Source organism: Singulisphaera photorubra (genome assembly GCF_045290345.1).
Classification (GTDB): Bacteria; Planctomycetota; Planctomycetia; order Isosphaerales; family Isosphaeraceae; genus Singulisphaera.
This window is the reverse complement of record NZ_CP155447.1, coordinates 8,068,624-8,092,615: the sequence shown is the minus strand read 5'-3', so window position 1 is coordinate 8,092,615 and position 23,992 is coordinate 8,068,624. Positions and strand designations below refer to the sequence as shown.

At 63.6% G+C, this 23,992-nt stretch carries 21 protein-coding genes; 14 read left to right on the top strand and 7 right to left on the bottom strand.

Annotated features, from left to right (window positions below):
* Window position 1: 1 nt before the first annotated feature.
* From V5E97_RS30450 to plsY, 11 genes are all read left to right on the top strand, one after another.
* Complete coding sequence (locus V5E97_RS30450) at window positions 2-1,090, top strand: isocitrate/isopropylmalate dehydrogenase family protein (protein WP_406701243.1); 1,089 nt, start codon at window positions 2-4, stop codon at window positions 1,088-1,090.
* Window positions 1,087-2,157, top strand: coding sequence for a tetraacyldisaccharide 4'-kinase (gene lpxK, locus V5E97_RS30445; protein ID WP_406695318.1), 1,071 nt, complete (start codon window positions 1,087-1,089; stop codon window positions 2,155-2,157). Before V5E97_RS30450 ends, lpxK begins: the two co-directional genes overlap by 4 nt.
* A gap of 181 nt (window positions 2,158-2,338) precedes the next feature.
* Window positions 2,339-3,307: a GSU2086 family protein gene (locus V5E97_RS30440; RefSeq protein ID WP_406695317.1), complete on the top strand. Its 969-nt coding sequence runs from the start codon at window positions 2,339-2,341 to the stop codon at window positions 3,305-3,307.
* Window positions 3,304-4,332: a lipopolysaccharide heptosyltransferase II gene (gene waaF, locus V5E97_RS30435; RefSeq protein WP_406695316.1), complete on the top strand. Its 1,029-nt coding sequence runs from the start codon at window positions 3,304-3,306 to the stop codon at window positions 4,330-4,332. The genes V5E97_RS30440 and waaF overlap by 4 nt, the downstream gene beginning before the upstream one ends.
* A gap of 26 nt (window positions 4,333-4,358) precedes the next feature.
* A complete protein-coding gene (locus V5E97_RS30430; protein WP_406695315.1) occupies window positions 4,359-5,324 on the top strand; it encodes an NAD-dependent epimerase/dehydratase family protein in 966 nt (321 codons plus the stop codon).
* 75 nt (window positions 5,325-5,399) lie between these two features.
* A complete protein-coding gene (locus V5E97_RS30425) occupies window positions 5,400-7,031 on the top strand; it encodes a glycosyltransferase family 39 protein (RefSeq protein ID WP_406695314.1) in 1,632 nt (543 codons plus the stop codon).
* On the top strand, window positions 7,028-7,573 hold the full coding sequence (locus V5E97_RS30420) for a lipopolysaccharide kinase InaA family protein (protein ID WP_406695313.1): 546 nt from the start codon (window positions 7,028-7,030) through the stop codon (window positions 7,571-7,573). Before V5E97_RS30425 ends, V5E97_RS30420 begins: the two co-directional genes overlap by 4 nt.
* Window positions 7,527-7,868, top strand: coding sequence for a lipopolysaccharide kinase InaA family protein (locus V5E97_RS30415; protein WP_406695312.1), 342 nt, complete (start codon window positions 7,527-7,529; stop codon window positions 7,866-7,868). The genes V5E97_RS30420 and V5E97_RS30415 overlap by 47 nt, the downstream gene beginning before the upstream one ends.
* Window positions 7,869-7,929: 61 nt before the next feature.
* Window positions 7,930-9,153: a glycosyltransferase family 4 protein gene (locus tag V5E97_RS30410; protein ID WP_406695311.1), complete on the top strand. Its 1,224-nt coding sequence runs from the start codon at window positions 7,930-7,932 to the stop codon at window positions 9,151-9,153.
* A gap of 209 nt (window positions 9,154-9,362) precedes the next feature.
* Complete coding sequence (locus tag V5E97_RS30405) at window positions 9,363-10,124, top strand: sugar phosphate nucleotidyltransferase (RefSeq protein WP_406695310.1); 762 nt, start codon at window positions 9,363-9,365, stop codon at window positions 10,122-10,124.
* Window positions 10,121-11,890 carry a glycerol-3-phosphate 1-O-acyltransferase PlsY gene (gene plsY / locus V5E97_RS30400; protein WP_406695309.1) on the top strand — a complete coding sequence of 590 codons (1,770 nt, stop codon included), beginning with the start codon at window positions 10,121-10,123 and terminating at the stop codon, window positions 11,888-11,890. Before V5E97_RS30405 ends, plsY begins: the two co-directional genes overlap by 4 nt.
* Window positions 11,891-12,283: 393 nt before the next feature.
* Here the strand turns inward: plsY and V5E97_RS30395 are convergent, their stop codons facing one another.
* Entirely contained in the window at window positions 12,284-12,409 is a 126-nt protein-coding gene (locus V5E97_RS30395; RefSeq protein ID WP_406695308.1) for a hypothetical protein, read from the bottom strand.
* 294 nt (window positions 12,410-12,703) lie between these two features.
* Here V5E97_RS30395 and V5E97_RS30390 point away from each other — a divergent pair, with 294 nt between their 5' ends.
* The 3 genes from V5E97_RS30390 to V5E97_RS30380 all read left to right on the top strand — a co-directional run bounded on the left by V5E97_RS30390 (window position 12,704) and on the right by V5E97_RS30380 (window position 16,733).
* Window positions 12,704-13,714, top strand: coding sequence for a DUF1559 family PulG-like putative transporter (locus tag V5E97_RS30390; protein WP_406695307.1), 1,011 nt, complete (start codon window positions 12,704-12,706; stop codon window positions 13,712-13,714).
* A gap of 128 nt (window positions 13,715-13,842) precedes the next feature.
* Entirely contained in the window at window positions 13,843-15,426 is a 1,584-nt protein-coding gene (locus V5E97_RS30385; protein WP_406695306.1) for a DUF1800 domain-containing protein, read from the top strand.
* Window positions 15,427-15,470: 44 nt separating this feature from the next.
* The gene (locus tag V5E97_RS30380) at window positions 15,471-16,733 is read left to right on the top strand and encodes a DUF1501 domain-containing protein (protein WP_406695305.1); all 1,263 of its coding nucleotides are present in this window, start codon (window positions 15,471-15,473) and stop codon (window positions 16,731-16,733) included.
* 116 nt (window positions 16,734-16,849) lie between these two features.
* Here V5E97_RS30380 and V5E97_RS30375 read toward each other — a convergent pair whose 3' ends face one another.
* The 6 genes from V5E97_RS30375 to V5E97_RS30350 form a co-directional block, all read right to left on the bottom strand.
* The gene (locus V5E97_RS30375; protein WP_406695304.1) at window positions 16,850-17,620 is read right to left on the bottom strand and encodes a sugar phosphate isomerase/epimerase family protein; all 771 of its coding nucleotides are present in this window, start codon (window positions 17,618-17,620) and stop codon (window positions 16,850-16,852) included.
* Window positions 17,621-17,812: 192 nt separating this feature from the next.
* Window positions 17,813-18,040 (bottom strand): hypothetical protein, encoded by a 228-nt coding sequence (locus V5E97_RS30370; protein WP_406695303.1) that lies wholly within the window; start codon window positions 18,038-18,040, stop codon window positions 17,813-17,815.
* Window positions 18,041-18,300: 260 nt separating this feature from the next.
* Entirely contained in the window at window positions 18,301-19,773 is a 1,473-nt protein-coding gene (locus tag V5E97_RS30365; RefSeq protein WP_406695302.1) for an EF-hand domain-containing protein, read from the bottom strand.
* The gene (locus V5E97_RS30360; protein ID WP_406695301.1) at window positions 19,770-21,077 is read right to left on the bottom strand and encodes a DUF1501 domain-containing protein; all 1,308 of its coding nucleotides are present in this window, start codon (window positions 21,075-21,077) and stop codon (window positions 19,770-19,772) included. Before V5E97_RS30360 ends, V5E97_RS30365 begins: the two co-directional genes overlap by 4 nt.
* Window positions 21,078-21,261: 184 nt before the next feature.
* Window positions 21,262-22,650 (bottom strand): DUF1549 domain-containing protein, encoded by a 1,389-nt coding sequence (locus V5E97_RS30355; RefSeq protein ID WP_406695300.1) that lies wholly within the window; start codon window positions 22,648-22,650, stop codon window positions 21,262-21,264.
* A 23-nt stretch (window positions 22,651-22,673) separates the two neighbouring features.
* Window positions 22,674-23,792, bottom strand: coding sequence for a DUF1559 family PulG-like putative transporter (locus tag V5E97_RS30350; protein ID WP_406695299.1), 1,119 nt, complete (start codon window positions 23,790-23,792; stop codon window positions 22,674-22,676).
* Between the last annotated feature and the right edge of the window lie 200 nt (window positions 23,793-23,992).

Here is a 23,992-nt window from a genome sequence, read left to right as displayed (position 1 = left end):
GATGGCTTATGAAGTGACCCTTATTCCCGGCGATGGAGTCGGGCCGGAGCTGGCGGAAGCCACGCGGATGTGCATCGAGGCGACGGGCGTCCAGATCAACTGGGACGTCCAGGAGGCAGGCGTCGACATCATGGCGAAGGTCGGGACCCCGGTCCCCGATAGCGTCATCGAGTCGTGCCGACGCACCAAGGTGGCGCTCAAGGCACCCATCACCACTCCGGTTGGCACCGGTTTCCGCAGCGTCAACGTCTACCTCCGCCAAGCTCTCGACCTCTACGCCTGCGTTCGCCCTTGCAAGCAGTATGAAGGGGTTCGGACCTTCTTCTCCAACTCGAAGGTCGATATCGTCATCGTCCGCGAGAACACCGAGGACCTCTACCTCGGCTGCGAGTTCGAGCAAGGCAAGCCCGAGACGGCCGAGCTGATCGCCGACATCAAACGGCTCAACAACAAGACGATCCGCCCTGACTCGGGAATCTCGATCAAGCCGATCTCGATCACCGGTTCCAGGCGAATCGTCAAGTACGCCTTCGAATATGCCCGCAAGCACGGCCGCAAGAAGGTGACCGCCGTTCACAAGGCGAACATCCTCAAGTACTCCGACGGTCTCTTCCTCGAAGTCAGCCGCGAGGTCGCCAAGGAATACAGCGACATCGAGTTCGAGGATCGGATCGTCGACAACATGTGCATGCAGCTCGTGCAGAAGCCCGAGCTCTATGACGTGCTCGTCCTGCCCAACCTCTACGGCGACATCATCTCGGACCTGGGCGCCGGCCTGGTCGGCGGACTCGGCGTCGCCCCTGGCGCGAATATCGGCGAAGCGGGAGCCGTCTTCGAGGCTACCCACGGCTCTGCGCCCAAGTACAAGGGCCAGTGGAAGATGAATCCGACGGCCCTGATCCTCTCGGGGGTCTTGATGCTCGAGCACCTCGGCGAAGCCGACGCCGCGAAGCGGCTCAATGACGCGGTTGCCCAGGTGATCAAGGAAGGCAAGGACGTCACCTACGACATGAAGCCGCACCGTGACGATCCGTCCGCCGTGGGCACCCTCGAGATGGCCAAGGCGATCATTCGCGCCATGGGAGCGTGAGCCGCTCAACGGGTTGGTTCAGCGAGGCGGCGTTCCTCCGGTTGGTGCGTGGCGAGTCACGCACTCCCGGGGCCCGTCTCGCCCGTGTCGGTCTACGAATGGCGGCGGCGGGCTATGGCCTGGCCGTCGCCGTTCGCAATGCGCGGTACAACCGGGGAGGCTCCGCCGTCCAGGGCGTAGCCGTCCCCGTGATCGCTGTCGGCAACCTCACGCTCGGCGGCACCGGCAAGACCCCCATGGTCGAATGGATCGCGCGTTGGTATCGAGCCCGCGGGCTGCGGGTGGCGATCCTCAGCCGAGGATACGGTCAGGATGATGGGGTCAACGACGAAGGGCGAGTGCTCGAGGAGAACCTGCCCGACGTTCCCCATCTTCAAGGCGCGGACCGGGTTCGACTTGCCGAAGTGGCCGTCGAGGAGATCGACTCCGAAGTGCTCGTCCTCGACGACGGTTTCCAGCATCGACGACTGAAGCGTGACCTCGACATTGTGCTCCTCGACGCCCTCGAGCCATTCGGTCTCGGCTGGATCTTTCCGCGAGGATTGCTCCGCGAACCGGTACGATCCCTGAGGCGTGCGGGGGTCGTGGTGCTCTCCCGCGCGGACCTCGTCCCCGAGTCGACTCGAACCGCGATTCGCACCGAAGCCGAGCGACGGGCCGGCCCGTTGCGCTGGGTCGAAGCCCGACACGCACCGCTCGACCTCCTGGATGCCGACGGGCCGACGTCCTCGATCGCCTCGTTGGCGGGCCAATCGGTCGCGGCATTCTGCGGGATCGGCAACCCGGACGGTTTCCGGAAAACGATCGAGCCGCTGGTCGGCAAACTGGTCGGCTTCCGCGCCTGGCCCGATCATCACTCCTACACCGCCGCCGACGTGGCTGACCTGACCACCTGGGCCCGCGGCCTGAAGGCCGATCTGGTCTTGACCACGCAGAAGGATTTGGTGAAGCTTCGCGCGTCGAACCTGGGAGCTGTGCCGCTCCGCGCTCTTCGGATCGGTTTGGAGGTCATGTCGGGGCAAGACGTTCTCGAGGACGCCCTTGCGCCGTTCGGTAGGCCGACCTGACGGGCCATGCCGTCTTGTTTGGGTATGGCCCACCATGACCTGCTAACCCGCCGGTTTGTGCGCGTTGGTAGCCTACCTCCCTCGGGGGCGAAACCTGGTGGGCCGTGCCCACCCTACAAAACGGACCGGCCTCTCCTCGTTCCGTCTTGCTGAATCACGTTTTGGGAAAGGATTCCCTTATATGGATCTTGACTCCGTCGACCTGAACGAGCTGCGCTATGAAGCGTTGTCGGAGCGACCGAGCAAGGTCCAGCTCACCGACCTGGGACGACCGGTCGCGCCCGGAGCAACGATCGCCGATTGGCTCGACGGCCTGCCGAATCAACTGGCCGCAACGGGTCTGAAGTCGCTTCGCGACGCGATCGTCACCGCTCATGAGACAGGTCGCCCCGTGGTGGCGGCGCTGGGGGGGCATGTCGTCAAGACGGGGTGCGCTCCATATTTGATCGACTGGGTCGAGCGTGGTGTGCTCAGCGGCCTGGCCCTGAACGGCTCGGCGGCGATTCACGACCTCGAGTTGGCGATCGCGGGGAAGACGAGCGAAGACGTCGGCCCCCGGCTGATGGCAGGGACGTTCGGCTTTGCTCGCGAGACGTCTGACCTCTATGCCTGGGGGTGCGATCGCGCGGCCGAGCAAGGGTGCGGGCTCGGCGCAGCACTCGCGGACGTGATCCTGGAACGGGGCGGACCGGGCTTGAACGCAAGCCTGCTCGTCGCGGCGCGGCGCAAAGGGATTCCGCTCACGGTCCACGTGGCCATCGGGACCGATATCGTTCACATGACGCCTCAGCTCGACGGCGCGGCCCTGGGCAAAGCCACCCTCGACGATTTTCGGATCCTCACGAACCTGATCGCCCGCCTCGCCGGTGGCGTTTGGCTCAATCTCGGCAGTGCGGTCGTCTTGCCCGAGGTCTTCCTGAAAGCGGTCTCCATCGTCCGTAATCTCGGCCGCTCGCTCGATGGCCTGACGACTGCGAACCTCGACTTCAACCAGCAATATCGCGGCCTGCTCAACGTCTTGCAGCGCCCAGGGGCCCAAGGGATCGCCCTGACCGGGCACCACGAGTTGATGATCCCCTTGCTCCACGCCGCCGTCGCCTCGCGACTCGCGGCGCCGGTGGCGGCCCCGAGCACGAATGGCCATCCATGAAGATCGCCGTCTTCTGCCCGAACCTGATCGGCGACACGGTCATGGCCACGCCCGCCATCCGTGCCTTGAGACGGAGCTTCGCCGACGCTCACCTGGTAGGCCTCATCAAACCCCACGTCGCGCCGACGCTCGGCGGTTCGCCCTGGTTCGACGAACTGATTCACTTCGATCCCAGGTCGAGCGACCCGAACGTCCGAACCCGCGCCGTCATTCGCCAGCTCCGCGCCTTGCGACTCGACATGGCCGTTCTTCTCCCTGGCTCCTTTCGCTCCGCGCTCGTCGCCTGGCTCTCCAATGCTCGGCGGCGCATCGGCTATGGACGAGGGGGCAGGGCATTCTTGCTGACGGATCGGCTCACAACCCCCGTTGATGCGCGGGGCAAACGTCTGCCGGTCCCGATCGTCGAGTCCTACCTGGACATCGTCCGCCGCCTGGATTGCCGTGTGGAATCCCTCCGCACGGAGCTCTTCACGACCGAAGCGGACGAGGCGGCCGCCGACCTGGCCTGGTCAAACCTGGGGTTGAGCCGTGACGAGCCCGTCGTCACCCTCAATACGGGGGGGGCGTACGGCCCGGCGAAAAGCTGGCCGACGGAATACTTCGGGATCCTGGCCCGACGGCTCGCGCTCGAATCAGGGGTGAAAGTCTTGGCCGTTTGCGGCCCCAGCGAGCGGGAGGCCGCCCGTGAGATCGCGGCCAAGGCCGACCACCCCCATGTGGTGAGCCTGGCCGCCGAGTCGCTGAGCATCGGCCTGAGCAAAGCCTGCGTACGGCGATCGGCCCTGTTGGTCACAACCGACTCGGGTCCTCGCCACTTCGCCGCCGCCTTCAACGTCCCGGTACTGACCCTGTTCGGACCGACACACATCGCCTGGACACGCACCTATCATCCGCACGCCGCACATCTCTTCCACCCGGTCCCCTGCGGCCCTTGCCAGCGACCGACGTGCCCCCTTGGCCATCACCGCTGCATGCGCGACTTGACCCCCGACCGGGTCTTCGCCGCCGCAAAACGCTTCTTGTAACGGGCAAAAGGGGAGAGACAACCTCAATGGACGAGGCACGCATGCTCGGGCACCCACTCGTGCCAGTCTACCTGCTGACGGGAGCCTCGGGATTTCTCGGCCGGCCGCTTCGGGACGCCCTGATCGGAACCGAGGCATCGCGCGGCCGCGTCGTGACGGTCGGTCGACATCGCCCCCTCGATTGGCCGGCGGACTCATTCCTTCAGGCCGACCTGACGAACCTGGAAAGCGTCAGAGCGGCGATCGAGGAGGCAAACCCTTCGGTCGTCTTCCACCTCGCAGGGAAGACGCCCCCGGCTTCCGCGTCGGACCTCTACGTATCCAACAGCGTGGCCACCGCCTTGCTGCTCGATACGCTTCGTGAGCGGGCTCGCCCCGTGCGCGTGGTCCTGACCGGCTCGGCAGCCGAGCTCGGACCGGTGGACGAACAGGATCTCCCCGTCGGCGAAGGCCATCCTTGCCGGCCGGAGACCCCCTATGGTCTGAGCAAGTGGCTGGCCACCTGCGCCGGGCTTGCGGCGCGTCCTCCGCTCGAGGTCATGATCGCCCGGATCTTCAACCCGATCGGCCCGGGAACTCCTGAATCGCAGTCCCTGGGACGGTTCGCCGCCCGATTCAGCGACCCCACGGTTGAGGAGTTGCGCGTGGGATGTCTCGACACCAGGCGCGACTTCGTGGACGTCCGCGACGTCGCCCGCGCCTTGATCGCGTTGGCTGAGCACGGTCGGCCCGGGCTCGTCTACCATGTCGGGACCGGCGGTTCGCAGCGGGTCGGCGACGGACTCGAGCAACTCCAACGGCTCAGCGGAGAGCGAGTCAGAGTGACGATCGATCCCGATCGCGCCGTCAGCGCCGGGCCCCGCGACTCCCGCGCCGACATCCGGCGGATCGTGGAACACACCGGCTGGAGACCATTGATCTCCTGGGAAGAGAGCCTGCGAGCCCTCTGGAACGAGGCAAGGGCGCGGCCTCGGTTGCCATTGACCGTGTGAACACCTGGACGTATTATGCGGCCCGCGGGCGATGGATCGTGCCGCGCCGTTCGGGTTCAAGGAGGAACTCGCTCGATGTCTGGCCGCCGCTGTCTGCTCGCGCTAGTCCTGCTGGCGGCCGCTTTGCACATCGCCGGCATCGCCCGGTCGCTGCTGCCTGCCCAGGACGGCCTGAAATTCCTTCGGACTGCTCGCGATTTCCAGAACAGACCCTGGATCGACGTAATCCGAGGGGCCGACCAACACCCGCTCTATCCGGCCCTCGTCGCGCTGAGTGAACCGCTCATCGCCGCGATCCGAGGGAGCGGACCCGACACCTGGCGGATAGCCGCGCAAGCGGTCTCGGCGCTGGCCTCGCTGGCCTTGCTGATTCCGCTCTACGGCCTGACCCGCAGCCTGTTCGACGCGCGGATCGCCCGGATCGCGGTCTTGATCTACGTCGTGCTGCCGCTCCCCGCGGCCATCGGTCACGATACCCTGAGCGATAGCCTGGCCTTGTTCGCCGCACTCCTCGCGCTCTGGCTTGGCGAGATCAGCCTCAGGTCGAGCGGCTGGAAGGCTCCGTTGGGCTGTGGGATCGTCGCGGGTCTCGGATTCTTGACCCGACCCGAGGTTCTCATCGTTCCGCTCGCCGTCGCCGTGACCTGGATCTCGCGTGGAGGCGTGTTGGCGCTCAACCGCCCTCGGATCGCTCTGGCTCGCTTGTCTGCGCTCGGCCTTTCCTTCCTCGTGCTGGTGGGCGCTTACGCGCTGCTCAAGGGCGAGGTCTCAGAAAAGCTGGCGTTGAGACAGGGCATGGGGATGGGGCCACGGAAGGTGCAAGTCCGAAGGGCCGAGCAATGGCTACCGTCGGGACTGAACGACCCCCGGTGGGACTTCTCCCCCAAGGAGGAGTCGGAAGAACCGGCGATCGCGACAGCTCCAGGGATCGTCGCGCGGCTGAGCCTCCAGTGGGCGGAATGCCTCTGCGGCCTGTTCGCGGTCTTCGCCCTGTGGGGGGTCGCCCGCGCTCGGTTCATTCGGCAACTCTGCGAGCCGAGCCAACCCGTCCGACAGACACTCGACGGCGAACCGAGCCCGCCACCGCATCATTGGGGGCCTCGGCTCATCGCCGTCTACTTGGTGCTGTTCAGTCTGGTTCTCTTCCGGCACGCACTCAAAATGGGTTATCTCTCCGATCGTCACACGCTCACACTCGTGTTGGCGTCGATTCCATGGGCGGCGGCCGGCACGTTCGTCTGCATGCGCGGAGTCGCCGTGCGACTGCGGTGGAGTCCTCGATTCGCGAGAATGGCCGGGATTGCCGCCGTCCTGACCCTGGTCGCGGTCGGTGCGCGGCTCCAGTCGAAGCCGACCCATCCGAGCCGGTGGGGACACTGGGCGGCGGGCCGCTGGCTGGCCGCCCACGCGGACCCGGCGGATGCCGTGCTCGACACCCGAGGGTGGGCCGCCTTCGTGTCGGGCCAGCGTAGCTACGACTACTGGCACGTCCGCCAGGCTTTTACGGATTCTCAGTTGCGTTACGTGGTCGTCGGGACCGGCGAACTGGCGGCCGAGAGCCGACGCGCCGCGACACTCAGAGCGGTGCTCGCCTACTCGGCCGATCCGGTCGTGGAGTTCCCTGAGCGGCAGGATGGACATGGAGGGGCAGGGGTCAGGGTCTACCGCTATCGCCGGCCCGCGTCCTGGGAGGGCATTCGGCGATGAGACACGGCACGCTCTGGAAACGACTGGTTCGAGGCACCGGCTGGACCTGGTTCGCCGAACATCACCGCGCGGCGTTTCCGGCCGATCTCGAGGCGACGGTGATGGATCTGGAGAGCCGCGATCGACTGCATGCCAAGCAGGGTCGATCGACCGCCCGGGTCGTCTTCCATGCCCCGTCAGGGCCGCTGTCGGTCTACCTAAAGCGGCACTTCGAACTTCCCTGGCCCGCGCGGCTCGGAGCTTTGATCCACCCGAATGGAAAGCACACCCCCGCGTCGGCCGAATGGGCGCACCTCGAACGGGTCCGGGCGCTTGGCATCGCCGTTCCCGAGGTGGTCGCGGCCGGCGAGCAGATCGGCCCCTGGGGCGCATTGAAAAGCTTCCTGATGATCGCCGAGTTGACCGGCTGCCTCGCGCTCAACGAGGCCATGCCCGAGTTGGTGGCTGCCCACACCCGCGAGTCTCGCGGCCTGGAAGCGGAAGGTCATCGCCGAGATGGCCCGGATCGTCGCGACCCTGCACGCCGCGAACGTGTTCCATAAAGACCTCTACCTCTGCCACTTCTTCGTGGACATGGATCGGACGGCGGACCCATTGCCCAGCTTGACCCTGATCGACCTGCACCGCACGCAGGAGCATCGGTTGTGGCCCGACCGCTGGCGCTGGAAGGACCTCGGGCAACTGCTCTTCTCGACGCGCGGGGTGCCTGGGATCAACGACCGCGACATTTTGAGGTTCTGGGCACTCTACCGGCGCAGGCTTGCGTTACGACGACCGGGCTGGCAGGCACGAATGATTCAAATGAAAGCGGATCGTTATTTTTCTCATAACAATTAGTTGTCACTGACGATTCTCTTTCCAAACGAAAACAATGGCTGGGGTCTGGGAGAAATAGACGATGCGTTTGGCCCTGAATTTCCAGAGGGTCGACCCGACGCGAGGCGGAGCCGAGACTTACGTCGTCGATCTCTGTCAGCACCTCATCAAGTTGGGGCACGCGGTCGACCTTTACGCCGAGTCCTGGCGTGAGGGGGCTCTTCCCCCCGAAGTGGAATGTATCCCGATCGCGGCGGACGGGCGGACCCGCACGGCCCGAATCCGAAGTTTCGCCAAGAACTCGGAGAAGGCGCTCAGCGAGGCCTCGTACGACTGCTCGGTCGGCCTGATCAACACCTGGTACCACGACGTCATCATTCCCCAAGGCGGGGTCCATCGCGGCAGCCTCGAGGCGAACTCCAAGCGCTTCCCCGCGGGCTTCAAACGCTCGCTCTATCGCCTGGGCAAGCTGGCCAACCCCAAGTTCTGGACCTACCAGGCGATCGAGCAGAAGCAATACGATCCCCAGCGCCAGGCGCGCGTGATCGCCGTCAGCAACATGGTCAAGGAACATCTTCAAGAGTACCACCACATCCCGCGATCGCGCATTCATGTCATCCCCAATGCCATCGATGCCGACCGTTTGCAGGTCGATCACCCCGCGGCCAACCGTTGCGCCTTCCGCAACAAGGTTGGCCTGGCGCCGAACGACCTGGTCGCCCTGTTCGTCGGCCATAACTTCGCCCTCAAGGGGCTCGCACCCCTGCTGAAGTCGTTGGCCGAGCGGAAACGGCTCGATCCCCAGGGACGCCCGGTCCACTTGCTCGTCTGTGGAGGCGGCAAGATCGCTCGCTTCCGCCGAATGGCTGAGAACCTCGATCTGGCCGACACGATTCACTGGATGGGGTACACCCCCGATATTCGTCCCTGCTTCTGGGCGAGCGACTTCTTCGTTCTGCCCACCTTCTACGATCCCTGCTCGCTCGTCGTCTTCGAGGCCCTGGCGTGCGGTCTCCCCGTGATCACAACCTCGTGCAACGGGGCTGGCGAGGTCATGACCGACGGCCGCGAAGGCTACATTCTGACGGCCCCCGATGCGATCGGCGAAATGATCGGCGCGATCGACCGGATGACCGACGACAACGCTCGTCGCTTGATGTCAGAGCGTGCCATGCAACTCGGTCTCGAACAATCGTTCGAGAAGCATGTCACCCGTCTGGTCCAGGTCTTCGAGGACGTCGCCGGATCCAAGACCCGAAGAACTCCGCACGGGAATCGCAACGCTTCCAAGAAAGCGCGACGATAAGGCCCCCGTTGATTTTTCCGTAGGGTGGGCACGGCCCACCAGGAAAGTGGCATGGGAGAGTGGCACAGACAGCACACGCTCCCCGACATCTTGCAGAGCGAAAACAAAAAAGATGGTGGGCCGTGCCCACCCTACAAGACGGGACGAATGGGTCCGAATTCTCTTGTAGGGATCTGCACTTAATCGTTTTTTTGATAGGAGTCCTCACAATGCAAGCGGTCCTCCTCGCGGGTGGCAAGGGGACGAGGCTCCGCCCGTTCACACACGTCTTTCCCAAGCCGCTGATGCCCCTGGGTGAAGATGACCCGATGCCGATCATCGAGGTCGTGCTTCGCCAACTCGCTCGATTCGGCTTCGATGACGTCACGATTATCACCGGCTACCTGACCGAACTGATCGAGGCCTTTTGCGGCAACGGTAAGAAATTCGGCACCAAGCTCAACTACCGTCGCGAGGTCACCCCACTCGGGACCGCGGGAGGCCTGACGCTGCTCGAACGGCCCCGCGAGCCGGTGCTCGTGATCAACGGAGACATTCTCACCACCTTGAATTATGGCGACATGTACGACTTCCACCGCGAGCGCGGGGCGGCCGCGACGGTCGCATCCTACCCCCGCGAAGTCAGGATCGACTTCGGCGTGCTCGAGTTCGACAACGCCGATGACGCGCACGTCCTGACCGGTTACCGTGAGAAGCCGGAATACTCCTTCCAGGTCAGTATGGGCGTCTACATCCTCGACCCGTCGGCCTGGGACTTCCTCGTGCCGGGCCAACCGTTGCCGATGCCCAACTTGCTCGAAGCGATGCGCAAGCAAGGGTCACCCGTGCACTGCTTCCGCCAGGACTGCTACTGGCTCGACATCGGACGACACGACGACTACGCCACCGCCAACGAGATTTTCGAGTCGCGCAGGGCCGCCTTCCTGGGCGACATCGAAAAGCCGAAGTTGAAGATGGGACGCGACCAGTGAACTCGACCACCTTGGCCCTCTTGATGATCCCGGTCGCCTACCTGATCGGCGCGATCCCGTTCGGCTATCTCACCGCACTCTGGGCACGCGGGGTCGACATCCGCACGGTCGGGTCGGGCAACATCGGTGCCACCAACGTGGGCCGAGTGCTCGGGTTCCGCTTCTTCGTCTTTGTGTTCTTGCTCGACCTCGCCAAAGGGTTCCTGCCGACCTACTTGTTCCCGATGGCCGTCGCCCGTTACACCGGGCACGCAGTCCCGCAGCTCGGCGTCTTCGTGGCGCTCGCGACCATCATGGGACACAACTTTCCCATCTACCTGAAATTCAAGGGGGGGAAAGGGGTCGCTACCAGCCTGGGGGCGTTGCTCGCACTCAATTGGGTGGCGAGCCTGGCGGCCTTCGTAGGCTTCGTGCTCGCGCTGGTCGTGACTCGCTTCGTGTCCTTCTCGTCGATGCTTGGTGGCCTGGTCTTCCTGGCCGTCTACTTCGTCCGGGTCGATGACCCCTGGAATCAGGAGCATCTCGCCATGAGCGTCGTGACGATCGGGTTGTTCAGTCTCCTCGTCGTGCGGCATCGCAAGAATATCGTCCGGATCAAAGCGGGAACCGAACCGAAAGTCTCGTTCCGCAAGAACCGCCCCTCCGGACGAGTCGCCTTGTTTCTGGTTCCAATTCTGGCCCTGGCCGGTGCGGGCGCGATCTACGGACTCAACGCCCAGGCGAATCGCCGATTGGAACTGCGGCTGCCTCCCTATGACTTGACCGAGGTCGAACGAGTCGGCACCGGTCATCAGCGCACCGAGCGATTAACGTATGCCGACAACGGCAACCTTCTGGCCGTCACCTGCCCGAGATACAATCGGGTGGTTCTCTACCACGTGACCAAGAGCGATCAACTCGAACTGGCCCGCGACCTCGAACTCGAGGGCAAGCCCGTTGCGATCTGGACGAACCGGGATCGCCTCTACGTACTCGTCCGGCCTTCGGGCGACGAACGACACGTCAAGCCAGGCTGGTGGCAGGCGTTCGATCTCCAAGGTGAACCGGTCGGAAAACCGGTCACTGCAGGGATGTACCCGGACGACCTGGTCGTCACGGCGGACGGCCGACATGCCCTCGTTTTGTCCTCCGGCAAGGGCGAAGGGGACGAGAAACGCCCCGCCCCCGCGCTCGAAGTGTTCGACCTTGCCGCCACGCCGGCCCAGGTCGTCGGCCGCCTCGAATTCAATCAACCGGGCGACGACCCGGCCCGCCTCACGCTCTCGGCAAGCGGGAATCATGCCGCGGTGACCCTGCTCGGCACGAACCAGATGGCCGCGGTTGACCTGGCGAACCGGGAACAACCAGCGCTCATCAGCCGATCTGACCTTGAAAAAAGCCAGGCCCCGCACCTGTCCGAAACCGAGGACGACTCAATCCTGACGGCGATCACTCCCGACCACGACGCCGTCGTCATCCCATGGCCCAAGACCGTGGCCACTCGCGGCGGTTGCATCGCCTGCATCCTGCCGCAAGGCCCCGGCCTAACGCTCATCGACGCCGCCACGCGCCGACTCCTCGGCCAGTTCCCGTTGCGAGCCGGCTCGTTGAACCTGGGGGTCGCCCGCCCGATGGGTCTGGCGTTCTCGCCCGAGCGGGGCTTACTCGCCGTGGCGACCCGGTCGGGGAGCGTCCACCTCATCGCCGTTCGCAATCGACCCGGGAAGATCGGCAATCCTGAACATGCACAAGTGGCCATCTCGGAGCATGAGAATCGCCGGCGTTGATGCGTCACGGAGGGGAGTCCGCTTCTGATCACCTTGCTGTGAATCAACGACGCGATTAATCAGAACATTCAATCATCAAGAAGGCCGTGGTCGACTTCAAAAGCCGACCACGGCCTTGTCGTTGCGCAAACCGGCCCAGAGGAGAGGTTGCATCGGGAACTGAATGGTCCAGAGGGGCACTATCCCTGAGAGATCGCTCGATTTCGCGACCTCGTTCGCGAACGTGCAGAGCCCTCTTGGGATCGATAGCCACCATCGGATTAGGGACGAATCTCCTTGGCCATTCACCGTGTCAGTCTCACACGACTCGCGGTTCTCTTCACGCTTTGCTACGGCACGATTGCGCTTGGTGGTTCCTCCCTTCACGCCCTCGTCGGTTGTTCACTCCATAACTCAGTGCTCGGCTCTGACCATGCCCCCCATGGTAAGGCCGCCAGCCCGATTCCCGCTCACGCCTGTCCCCTCTGCCATTTCCTCGCCCAGGGTCAAATACCGACCGAGCGAGTCATCGTCGCTCATGTGAATCTCGTCCTGGCGGGTGAAATCGACAAAGGTCCGGTCAGTTCAGGCAGGATCACTCAGCTCTCAACTCGTCCCCGTGCACCGCCTCGCTAACGGCTGATCTCACCCACCCCGACAACAAGCCCTTCGTGGATCGCCGCATCGTAACGGGTGCTCGATACCGACTTGCCCTCACCAGGCGCAGGCCCCGGCATCGTTGCGCCTGGAGATGGCGATTCAACGGCAGCGGCAACCATGGAATTCCATCAAAAGCCCAAAGATCTAAGCACCCAAATATAATGAGAATTTCTCATGCGAAGTCGCGCATTTACCCTGATTGAATTGCTCGTCGTGATCGCGATCATCGCGGTCATGATTGCGCTGCTGCTCCCCGCCGTGCAGGCGGCACGCGAGGCGGCCCGACGGGTGACGAGCACCAACAATCTGAAACAGATGGGACTGGCTCTGCACAACTATGAGAGCACCCACAGCGTCTTTCCGAGCCATGGCGGCTCGACCGGGACCGGATTCTCGGTCTTCGCGAGAATCCTCCCATTCATGGAACAGGCCAACACCCTGAACACCATGAATTTCAACCTGTCGGTAACCACCACGCCACCGGTCTTTTCCTTCGTCCCCGCGCAGACGACGGCGGCCGCCACCCTGGTCGCGGGCTTCCTCTGTCCCAGCGACGCCCAACCGCCACTTTACCCCAGCTACTACTACAACATGACGACCGCGGGCACAAGTTACGTTGCCAACGTCGGGTCGGGTACCGGTACGTTTTACGACATGCGCTACCCGTCAGACGGAGTCTTCTGGAACAACTCAGCCACCCGGATCGCCGACATCACGGACGGCACGACGAACACCATGTTCATTTCACAATGCCTCCTGGGACTCGGCCAGGATACGACGGGGCCGGTCCCGCTCCAACGCAATCGCCAGATCGCAAACATCGCATCCAAGGCAAGTCCCTCCAAGGTCGCACCGGGAGGCTACACCCCTGCGATGAATAACCCGGACCTCGCCGCGTTGGCCGCGGGGGCGACTTCCTGGAGCGGTACACGAGGCGCAGCCTGGATCGTCGGGACCGAGGCAATGGTGGGGTTCAATGCCTATCTCCCCCCCAACAGCAAAATCCCGGATGTCTACGGCCACGGGATCGGCTGGCTGAGCGCTCGGGGACCGCACCCGGGCGGTGTCTTGACGCTCCACGGCGACGGCAGCGTCAAGTTCGTCAAGGACTCCATCAACCTCGCCACCTGGCGTGCCCTGGCGACAAGGGCGGGGGGTGAGGTCATCTCGGCCGATGCGTTCTAACCCGGCCACCGTGGTCCCTCATCAAATGGTGGGCACAGCTCTCCATTCCCTCTGTCTTTGACATTGCTCTCGGGAAATCCCAATTGGTGGGCCATGCCCACATTACCAATCCAGCAAGGAATCAACTCATGAGACATTCGCATAACGAGCCCCCCGCATGGGACGCGAAGGCCGCGGCACACCTGCTCAGCCGCGCCGGATTCGGTGGCACTCCCGAGGAGACGGCCCGACTTGCCGCCGTTCCCTTGGAAAAGGCCGTCGACCTCATGCTCGACGAGGCCGATCACGCCGTCGCACCCGAGCGACCGGCCTGGGTCCAAGAACCTTGGATCAATACCGAACGGCGATTCGCCGACACAACCCGCGAGCAGGCGGCCGAGGGGCACCGCACGACGCGCCGACGCTACGCCACGGAGATCAACCAGTTGCGAAGCTGGTGGCTGGCACACATGATTGCCACGCCGACTCCATTGCGTGAAGTCATGACCCTGTTCTGGCACGGGCACTTCGCCACGGCCACGGGTAAGGTCCTGATTTCCCAGGCGATCTATCAGCAGAACGAGACGCTCCGCCGCCTCGCCCTGGGAAATTTCCGCCCCCTCCTTCGTGACGTCACCCTCGATCCGGCGATGCTGATGTACCTCGACCTCGAGGACAGCGACAAGGCCAAGCCGAACGAGAACTACGCCCGCGAATTCTTCGAGTTGTTCACGCTCGGCATCGGCCACTACTCCGAGCAGGACATCAAGGCCACAGCCCGCGCCTTGACCGGCTGGACCCTCGCCGGCCCCCTCGGAATGAGTCAGACCCGCGCCACGGCGGCGGACACCCCCCGGGATTTCGCCCGCGACGGCTTGGTCGCGACGTTCATGCCCGAGCGTCGCGACGACGGGCCGAAAACCATCCTCGGGGAGACGGGTCGCTATGAACTCGATGACGTTGTGGCCCTGGTCAGCCGTCAGGAGGCACTCGCCCGATTCCTGGCCGGCAAGCTCGCCGACTACTTCGGCGCAGTCGACCCCCACGGCCGACTCCGAACGAGGATGGCCACTGCATTCCAGGACAGCCGAGGCGAAATCCGCGCAGTCCTCCGCGTCCTCTTCACCGCGCCCGAATTCTATTCCGAAGCCTCGCGGGGATCGTTGATCAAGAGCCCGGTCCGACTGCTTGTCGGCGCCTGCCGCCAACTCAAGCTGGACGTCACGGCAACCCCGAGTCTGGCCCAACTCACGGCCGCAATGGGCCAAGAATTGTTCAATCCACCTAACGTGAAGGGTTGGCCAGGGGGACGCACCTGGATCGGTGCGGGGACGCTTGCCGTCCGCTACCACCTGCCCGAGGCCTTGCTTGACAGCAAGGAGCCAGCGGGGTTGGAACCGATCGGCTTCAACCGGTTCCTGGCCGTGCCGCGCGATGCAACCCAAGGGCCGGCCATGATCGCCCGATTGGAAGGGGCGATGGCTCAGCGGAGCTCCGAGCGTAAGAAGGAAGGGCTGAAGTGCCGGTTCCGCCCGGAGGCCCTTTTCCCGCAAGGCCCCCCCGCCGAGCCGACCGTCTTGGTCGACGACTTGCTCGGCCGGCTCGTGGTCACCACGGTTCGTCCCTCAGCCCGCGATGCCCTGATCAAGGCGTGTGCCGACACCCGCGCGGAGGACCGCCCCAGCATGGTCGCCCGCCTGATCCTGACATCCCCCGAATACCAGATGGCCTGAGCCGCAAACTGTCGCTGAATTCAATCAAAAAGAGAGGGAGATCAATGAACATCCGAATGGGCCGACGCCACTTTCTCCGTCAGGCAGCCAGTCTGACCGCCCTGACAGCCACCGTGCCGACGTTCGTCGACAAGACGGCGGCCGCCTTCGCGGGCAAGGTCGCCCCGATTCCCGGCCTGAACGACGACCGCGTCCTGGTGGTCGTCCAACTTGCCGGAGGCAATGACGGGTTGAACACCTTGGTGCCACACGGCGACGACGCCTACTACAAGGCCCGGCCCAAACTCGCCGTCGAGGCCAAGAAAGTTCTCAAAATCGACAACCATCTCGGCTTCCACCCCGAGTTGGCCGAGTTAAAAAGCATGCTCGACGACGGCGAACTGGCAGTCGTGCAAAACGTGGGCTATCCCAACCCCGATCGTTCTCACTTCCGCTCGTCGGAGATCTGGGAAACCGCCTCTCCGGCCGGAAAGGCGTGGACGACCGGCTGGCTCGGTCGCTATTTCGACAGCGAGTGCGCGGGGGTTCAGTCCCCCATCCTCGGTCTCCAGTTGGGCGAGCGCCCCGCGCAGTCGTTCGCGAATCCCCGCCCCCGAGCGGTCACTCTGGCCAACCCCGCCATTCTCGACTTGCCCTCCAAGGGCATCGCCGGTCACGGCCTCAAGCGCCTGAATGAGGTTGAGCCGACGGGAATCGAGGCCCTCGACTTCGTCCAGCGCACCGCGAACGACACGCTCTCGCTCTCGAATCGCCTCAAAGACGCGCTGAGCGAGCGCCACTCGGCCGTCACCTACCCGCCGTTCGAGTTCTCGCAGTCGCTGAGGACCATCGCGCAATTGATCACGGCCGAGTTGCCCACTCGGGTCTACTATGTCACGCTCGCCGGGTTCGACACCCATGCGTCCCAGTTCAACCGTCATGCCGCCCTGCTTCAGGAACTGAGCCAGGGCTTGACCACGTTCCACCGCGACCTGAAAGCACGCGGTCATCTTGATCGCACTCTTGTGATCACCTTCTCGGAGTTCGGCCGGCGCGTCGCCGAAAACAAGTCGGCGGGCACCGATCACGGCACCGCCAACATCATGTTCCTGACCGGTGGCGGCATCGCCCCCGGCCTGCACGGGAGTCGCCCCGACCTGACCGGCCTCGACGATTCGGGCGACCTGACCCACAAAATTGACTTTCGGTCGGTCTACGCGACGATCCTCGACCAATGGTTCGGGGCTGACCCCAGCAAGATCCTCGAGGGACAGTTCGAGCCGACGCCCGTCCTCCGTGCCACTCATTCATTGAAACCCACCACCTGACCTGTCCGGCAGGCAACCCCTCGATTGAACACATCAAACCATCTCGGCGGGCCCGGACACCCGCCGAGTTCTCCCCAAAAAGTGATCAGTTCCCCGCTCGCCCGGTGATCGTAAATTCAGGATTTCGCTTTCGGCTGATACGCCAGCCAGAGGGCCCGAAAGTAGCGCAAGACCCGTTCCGGGTCGCTGCTTTCCGGGATTTCGGCCAGGGTGAAGCCGTCATACTTCTGGGCGGTCAGGAGCGCGAAGAGTTCGGTCCAGGGATAGGCCTCGTCGAACAGGTCGCGGAGATGGACCTCGCGGATCTTGGGAGCGACCAGGGCGAAGTTCTCGCGAATTGACCCGTTGACTACATCGGTCGGATTCGAGTTCCAGCAAACGTAGACGTTGGGGTGGTCGGCGTAAGCGATGATCTTGGCGAGGTTGGGGATGAGTTGAGTGATCGCGCCGTGGACTTCAACGCGGATCTCGACGCCGAATCCGTCGGCATACTCGCCGACCTCGTGAAGGGCGCGACCGATCCGCCTCAAGGTCGAATCCAGGTCGGCCCCCTTGGGAATCCCGTTGGGCCGAACCTTCACGCCGGGAGTGCCCAGGTCGTGGGCGAGCTGGACGTACGCCTTCGTGCCTTCGATGTTCTTCCGGACCACCTCGGGATCGACCGCCTGGTACTCAAAGGCGCTCCCCAGGCCCGCCAGGGTCACCGGCGAGTCGGCGAACATCTTCTTGACTTCCTTCCGCTCCTCCTTGTTGAGCTCGACTTCCACCTTATGAGCGTGGGTCGTCCGGAGCTCGACCCCGTCGTAATGCAAGGCAGCCAGTCGCTTCAAGATGGTCGGGAGATCCCAGTCCTTGGCGATGTTGTAAGTAATGGTTCCGAGCTGCATGGAAGACATCCCAGTATGGAGTTAGAGTGAGTTGGCTTTGCCGGGTTGGATGTGTTTCTAGCACTACGGCCGGCCGCAAACCAGCGTCCTCTCTGAGATGCTCGCCAGGATACGAGCGCGGAGTCGGCTACTCCAGGAACGCAACCAAGGCGGAAACCGCTCTCAATCGAAACTTTCAAATGGGGAAGTAGATCAAACGGCTTTGGCTTTCGGGTAAGCCGAACCCTCGATCTGGAAAGGGTTTGCCTGCCCCAGCCAAGTGAAGACTCGATCCAATAAGAGCATGAACTCGATGGTGTCCCAGGGATGGCCTTCAGCCAACCGGAGGAGGATGTGGGCGTGAAAGCGGAGATCGGGATCGGAATCGTAGCGGTAGATCGTCAGCAACTCATCGCGCTGGGTCGTCGTCACGGAGAGCATGGACGTCGTTGGTGTTCGTCCGCGTGGAATCGTCGGTGCCGTCCTCTGGAGGAATTATAGGAACTGGGCTGCCATCCCTTTGGTAGCGGACTATTTCCTTGCGAAATTCGCAATCGCATAACCCACAACAAATAATCATTTTTATTGATTGAGTTGTGCACACTCCAACGTGACAACGACGAGCAGCGTGCCAGGTGCTGGTCAAGCAGCGGTTTTGTGATCTGAATTCGCTCAGGCCACGTGCCTGTTGAGATTGTGCCTCACTTACCCGACGTAGCCTGGGCGGCCTCGTCCGCGTCGATGAGTCCGTCATTGTCCCGGTCGAGTTGAGCGAACTTCTCCGCAGTGCCGGTGAATTCCCGGCGGGACACGTCACCGTCGCCATTGCGGTCCATCGCCTTCGCCCAGGCCGGGCTGCGGCGTTGTTCCGGCGAGAGCGACTTGGGATAGCCGCGGCTGACCGCCGCCAGCACCACGCGTGGGACCCTCGCCCTATCAAATAGACCTTCCTCGACGCACCCGGTCTCCTTCAGTCGATCCCAGGACGTGCGTAGTTCTCGTGTCGACAAGGCACCGTCATGGCTCGCGTCAAGGAGTTCGAACAGGCCACCCCCATCGAGTATGGTCAACAGAACCTGCCCGCGAGCGATTTGCGACTGTAGGTCGAGCCAGGCGTCGAATTCCATACGGTCGAGCTTGCCATCGCCATTGACATCGGCGATCGGTGTCAGCCACAAAAGATTGCCGCCGCGTCGTCGCCTGCCGTTGCCAGCGATGTCTTCCGGCTCATTCGTCGGATTCTCGAATTGAGTCGTCATCGTCTGTCGGGATGAGGATACCGACTCGTTCAGCCTCCCCCCCGCAACCCAGCCGCTTACCCTGACATGCCCCCCCACGAACGCGAACTTCCCCACATCCATGGTTTCGCCGAGCCGGGCGATCCAATGGCCATCGGCATCACACCCCCGCCACTCGGCCGGTGCCACGGACTTGACGCCGGGCTTGCGTCGGGCGATTTCATCGGCCCAATACGTATCTTTTCGGTCCATGGGAAGCAGGACGAGGGGAAGGTCGCCCAGAACATCCGAGTGTGTCGCCTCGGAACTCGGCGGCTTCATCTGGATCGTCCCCGCGGCGCCGGGATAGAGGAGCTTCGAGACCAATTCGCCGGCACCGATAAGTTCGTCGTCATTCGCGTCGAGCTTCCCCATGTCATCGGCGGCCGCACCCCAGTCCTTCTGAGTCACCTTGCCGTCGCCATCGGGATCGAGGAACTTGAGGAGGGCAGACGTAAGCCTGGCCCCGCCAGGCAGCCGGCCCACGCCGACGATGACGTCACCTGTCCCTTTACCGCGGTAAAACGCGGCCAGCTCACCGGCGGTCACCTTAGCATCGCCGTCCCGATCGAGTTCCCCAAATGCCGGGGCACGACCAACTGGCGGCGTGAAACCACTGCCCAACGCCTTGCGGAGCGCGAGCGGGGAGGGCAGGCGCGATGCCTCCTTCTCGTCGATCACTCCGTTGCCGTCACCGTCGAAGAACGAGAACAGACGTGCGAACGTCTCGTCCCAGACCGCGGAAACAAGTGAGCCCTCCACTTCGATGCGCATGTCGATACGTGCGAGCGTGTCATCGCCGAGGACGACGAATTCGAGCGGATCGCCCGCTGTCGCCGGGCCGGCAGTCATCGCCGCAAAGATGAGTGACAGAGAGGCGAGGATAAGGCGACTCACAGCAGCTCCTTAAGTGGCTTGGCGACAGGATCGGCGATGCGAATGGGCCGACCCACGTTCGACATGTTCTGCTTCATCGGATCGATGCCGATGGTCTTCACCACCGTGGCGATGAGGTCCGGAGTCCGAGTCGGGTCGCTCTTCAGGGTCAGGCCATCGGCGCTTGTTTGGCCAATGACTTGGCCGGACTTGATGCCGCCGCCGGCCAGCACCGCGGACCACGTCGCCGGCCAGTGATCCCGGCCGGCCTGGCCGTTGATCCGAGGCGTCCGCCCGAACTCACCCTGGCACACCACCAGGGTCGAATCGAGCAACCCGCGGTCCTTGAGGTCGGCGAGCAACGTCGCGAACCCGATGTCGAGAATCCCGGATAGCTCCTTCACTCGGTCGAAATTGCCCTGGTGCGTGTCCCATCCGTCGAGCGAGACCTCGACGAACGAGACGCCACGCTCAACCAGCCGCCGGGCAAGGAGGCATCCCTGGCCGAAGGTCGTACGGCCATAGGCGTCGCGGAGGGCAGGGGCCTCGTCCTCGAGCCTGAACGCGGCGGCAGCCGCGGGTCGCATCAGTCGGACCGCCCGTTCCGTGGCGTCCTTCAGAGTCTCGGCGACCTCACTCTTACCGCCAGTATTGAAGCCCCGCTCCATGCCGCCGAGCAGTTCCAGCCGCTTCGCGTACGTTTCCGCGTCCACGCCCTCGGGCCGGTCGAGGTCCGGCACCCGCAACGCTTCCGTACTGGAGCCAGGAGCCATCCCCATCCGCCTCGCGCCGTTGCCGACGACAAGCGGTGAGAAACGCGGCCCAAGGAACCCGCCGCCAAGATCGCCAGGTCGCCCGCCGACGCTTACGAAGCCCGGCAGGTCGGCACTCGGTTCGTCAAACTCGTGGGCGACAAGCGAGCCGACCGAGGGGAATTGAATCGCCCCAACGGGGACATAGCCAGTCATGCCCACGATGCGTGCTCGGCGGTGGTCACCTTCTCGGGTGGCCATTGACCGGATGATCGCCATGTCGTTCATCCGGGTCGCGAGCTTCGGGAGGTGCTCGCTGATCTTCACCCCCGCGACGGAGGTTTCAATTTCTTGAAAAGGGCCGCCGTTCGCATGGCCGGGCTTCAGATCCCACAAGTCGATCGTCGCGGGCCCGCCGTTCATCCAGAGTAGGATGACAGACTTGTGTCGCTTCGGATTGCCGGCTGCATCGTCGGCGAGGGCATGAAACCAGCCAGACTGTGAAACCCCGACAGCACCGACCGCCGTCAGGCGGAGCCAGTCGCGGCGTGTGTATTGACGGGAGCCGGACATATTATCGCATCCCATAAGTTTCAATGATTGGTATTGAATTCGGAGGTATTGACGAGGACCCAGAAGAGGTCCCCGAAGGGGCGGCCGGCGGGCAAGTCACCAATGCCTCCCTTGACATAGCCAAATGCCATTGCTCTTTCGTCGTCACGAGGAGGACGACCGAGGACGGCGAGGAAGAGGGTATCTATCTTCTCGTTAGCATCGAGGAATGGGGCGTCGACGACCCAGCGAGGGTCGGATTATTTGCGGGGTCGGCGAGTTCGGTCGTGAACCGGCCGTTCATGATCGAGAGGGCCTGCGTAATCGACCGCTCCGCGGCGACCGGCCTCTCGATATAGAATTCGGCGGCGAACCGCTTGCGGCCCTCTCTCCCTTGCCCACGCCCGACGTCGTCCCGCTCCGGGGGTAGACCCGCCGCCGTCCGAAAGCTGTCGTAGAGCTGCTCTCCGGTCAAGCCGCGGACAGGCATTCGGGCGAAGAGTTGCTCTTCGGACGTGATGCCCTCACCACCCGCCGCCGACAATTGATAAGCGTTCGCCCTGGTGAGCGCCCGGGTCATATATTTCAGATCATACCCGCTCGCGACGAATGCCTCGGCCAAAGTCCCGAGCAACTCCGCACGGTCTCCTGTGAGACTTCCCTCCCCGCTGAGATCGTCAATGGGCTCGACGAGGGCGGCTCCGTAGAGTTGAGCCCAGAGCCGGTTCACCGCATTCCGGGCGAAGTAGGGATTCTCGGGGGCAGTCACCCAGCCTGCCAGCAGGCGGCGGCCTGTGCCACGTTCGAGCGAATCGGGCCAATCGAACGCCTCGCCGTCGAGCATCGCCGGAGTAAACGACTTTTCCGTATTGGGGATGGTCAGACGCGGAGGCATGAGCTTGCCCCCCTCGCCCGGTTTCAGCGTCTCGAAGAACGCGGCGGTCTGCCAGAATTGCTCGCGGGTCCACCGGGCGAATGGGTGATTGTGGCACTGGGCGCAATCGAGGTTCACGCCGAGGAAGCCGCGACTCGCGTTGGCGGCAAGGTTCTCCGGCTTGTATTCACTGGCCGCGAAGAAGCCACCCGGCGAAACCCCGGCGGGCCGGGCCGACGTGACCTCGTCAAGCGTGAGCAATTCGCGGACCATCCGGTCGTAGGGTGCCTCATCTCGCAACTTGAGCGTGACCCAGGCCTCGAAGTCGTCGGCCAGCCTGGCGAATTCGGCGGTGTCCGCCTGCGGCACCCAGGCGCGACGCCAGAACGTCGCCATGTGGCGCGTATGACCGCCCGAGTCGATCAGCCGATTGAGGAGCTTCGCCCGCTTCTCCGCCGATGGATCTGGGGCCGAGAGGAATTCGCGGGCCTCAGCGACCGTCGGCGGCCGGCCGATGAGATCGAGCGATGCCCGACGGAGGAACGTGGCGTCATCCACGATCGGCGCTGGCTGCACGTGTGCGTTCGCCCACCACGCGGCCAGCTTGGCGTCGATGGCGGACGCGAGCTTCGACGGGTCAGGCGATTCGCCGGACCACGCGTTCGGTGACCCGACGACAGCAAAGGCGAGGAAGACCACCACGTATGGGCAGAATCGCATGGGGACTAGGATCTCCATCGGAGTTAGAAGTCGTCCTGGCTGACCACGTGACCGTCGTTGCAGTTGGTGAGATAAAGGAACGTGAGGGGATCGAGCCCGGTGCCGACGAAACGGACCGAACCGTCGCAGAAGAGGACGTGGGCCCCGCCCTCATGGAATCCATAAATGCCAAACCAGTTATTGCAATTCACGGTGCAATCGGTGGCGTCACCCTTCCCCGGCGATTCGCCGGTCGTGGCCGATGCCGGGCCGAATGCGATCGAGCCCCAACCGGCCCAGGACCCGCGTGCGTTCGGGCTCATGCCAAACTGTCCAGCCCCTTCCTTCTTCTTGTCGAGCCGCCAGACATCGGGCCGACCGGCCTGCTCGATCAAGAGCAGCGTGCTCGACATCCCGTCGCTGATCTTCGTGAGAGGTGTGTAATCATTGTCCGTCAATGGCTGTCTCTGGTTGCCGACTCCCTGATCGAGGTCATTCTGGTTCATCGCATAGCCCCCGCGTGGCAGGAGCGTGCCATTGGATGAGATGTAATCCACGGCCCCAGCCTTGGCGGTGAAAACGGTGTCCTTGTCCGGGTTCAAGGACTTGGCGGTCGCCTGGGATTGAATCTCGACCGTGTGGTTTCCCGGAGCGGCCGGACACAGGAACGTGTCGACATGGGTCTCCGTAACAGCCTTATTGGCGGGGTCGAAGAAGTCGAGCTTAGAATTGTAGGCGTTGGAAAGTTCGGGCTTGCCGATAAAGGGGAGGACCTGCGACCCCCATCCCCCATAGGGCGAACCGTTGTTGAAGCCGGCACGCCGCGCGGGGAACCCGCCGTTTGCGGTCTCGAATTGGAGGAATCCCTGGCCGAGCGTGCGGAGGTTGTCCCGGCATTTCTCCCTGGCGGCGTCCTGGCGTGAAGCAAGCACACTGGGAATCACCAGCAAGAACGCTGTGAACGATAAACCAGCCGTCACAACGAGGTCGACCCGGGTGAAGCCCGCCCGCGACCGGCGGCCATTCGTCACTTGCATCACATACCCCTTGATTGGTACGAGGAAGGTCGGCGGATAGTGTTGTGACCTAAACGAGGCGTCAAATTGGGCGAACGCGGCGGTGACCTCGTAAGCCCAGCGAAAGAGATGCTTCTCCCAAGACATGAGAAACTTGCTAAAAACGGTGAACGAGTATTTTCCAGCCGGAGCCCGCCGTTCGCTTACTCGTTCAGAATGTCCCGTTGGCCTCAATCGTCGCAATCAGCACGAAAGTTCAGGAAGGCTATGGCCTGCTGGTGGAACTGAGACATTTCGTATTTGGGATGGCCTTTATGTTCGATCGATTCCGCAAGTATCAAACCTCA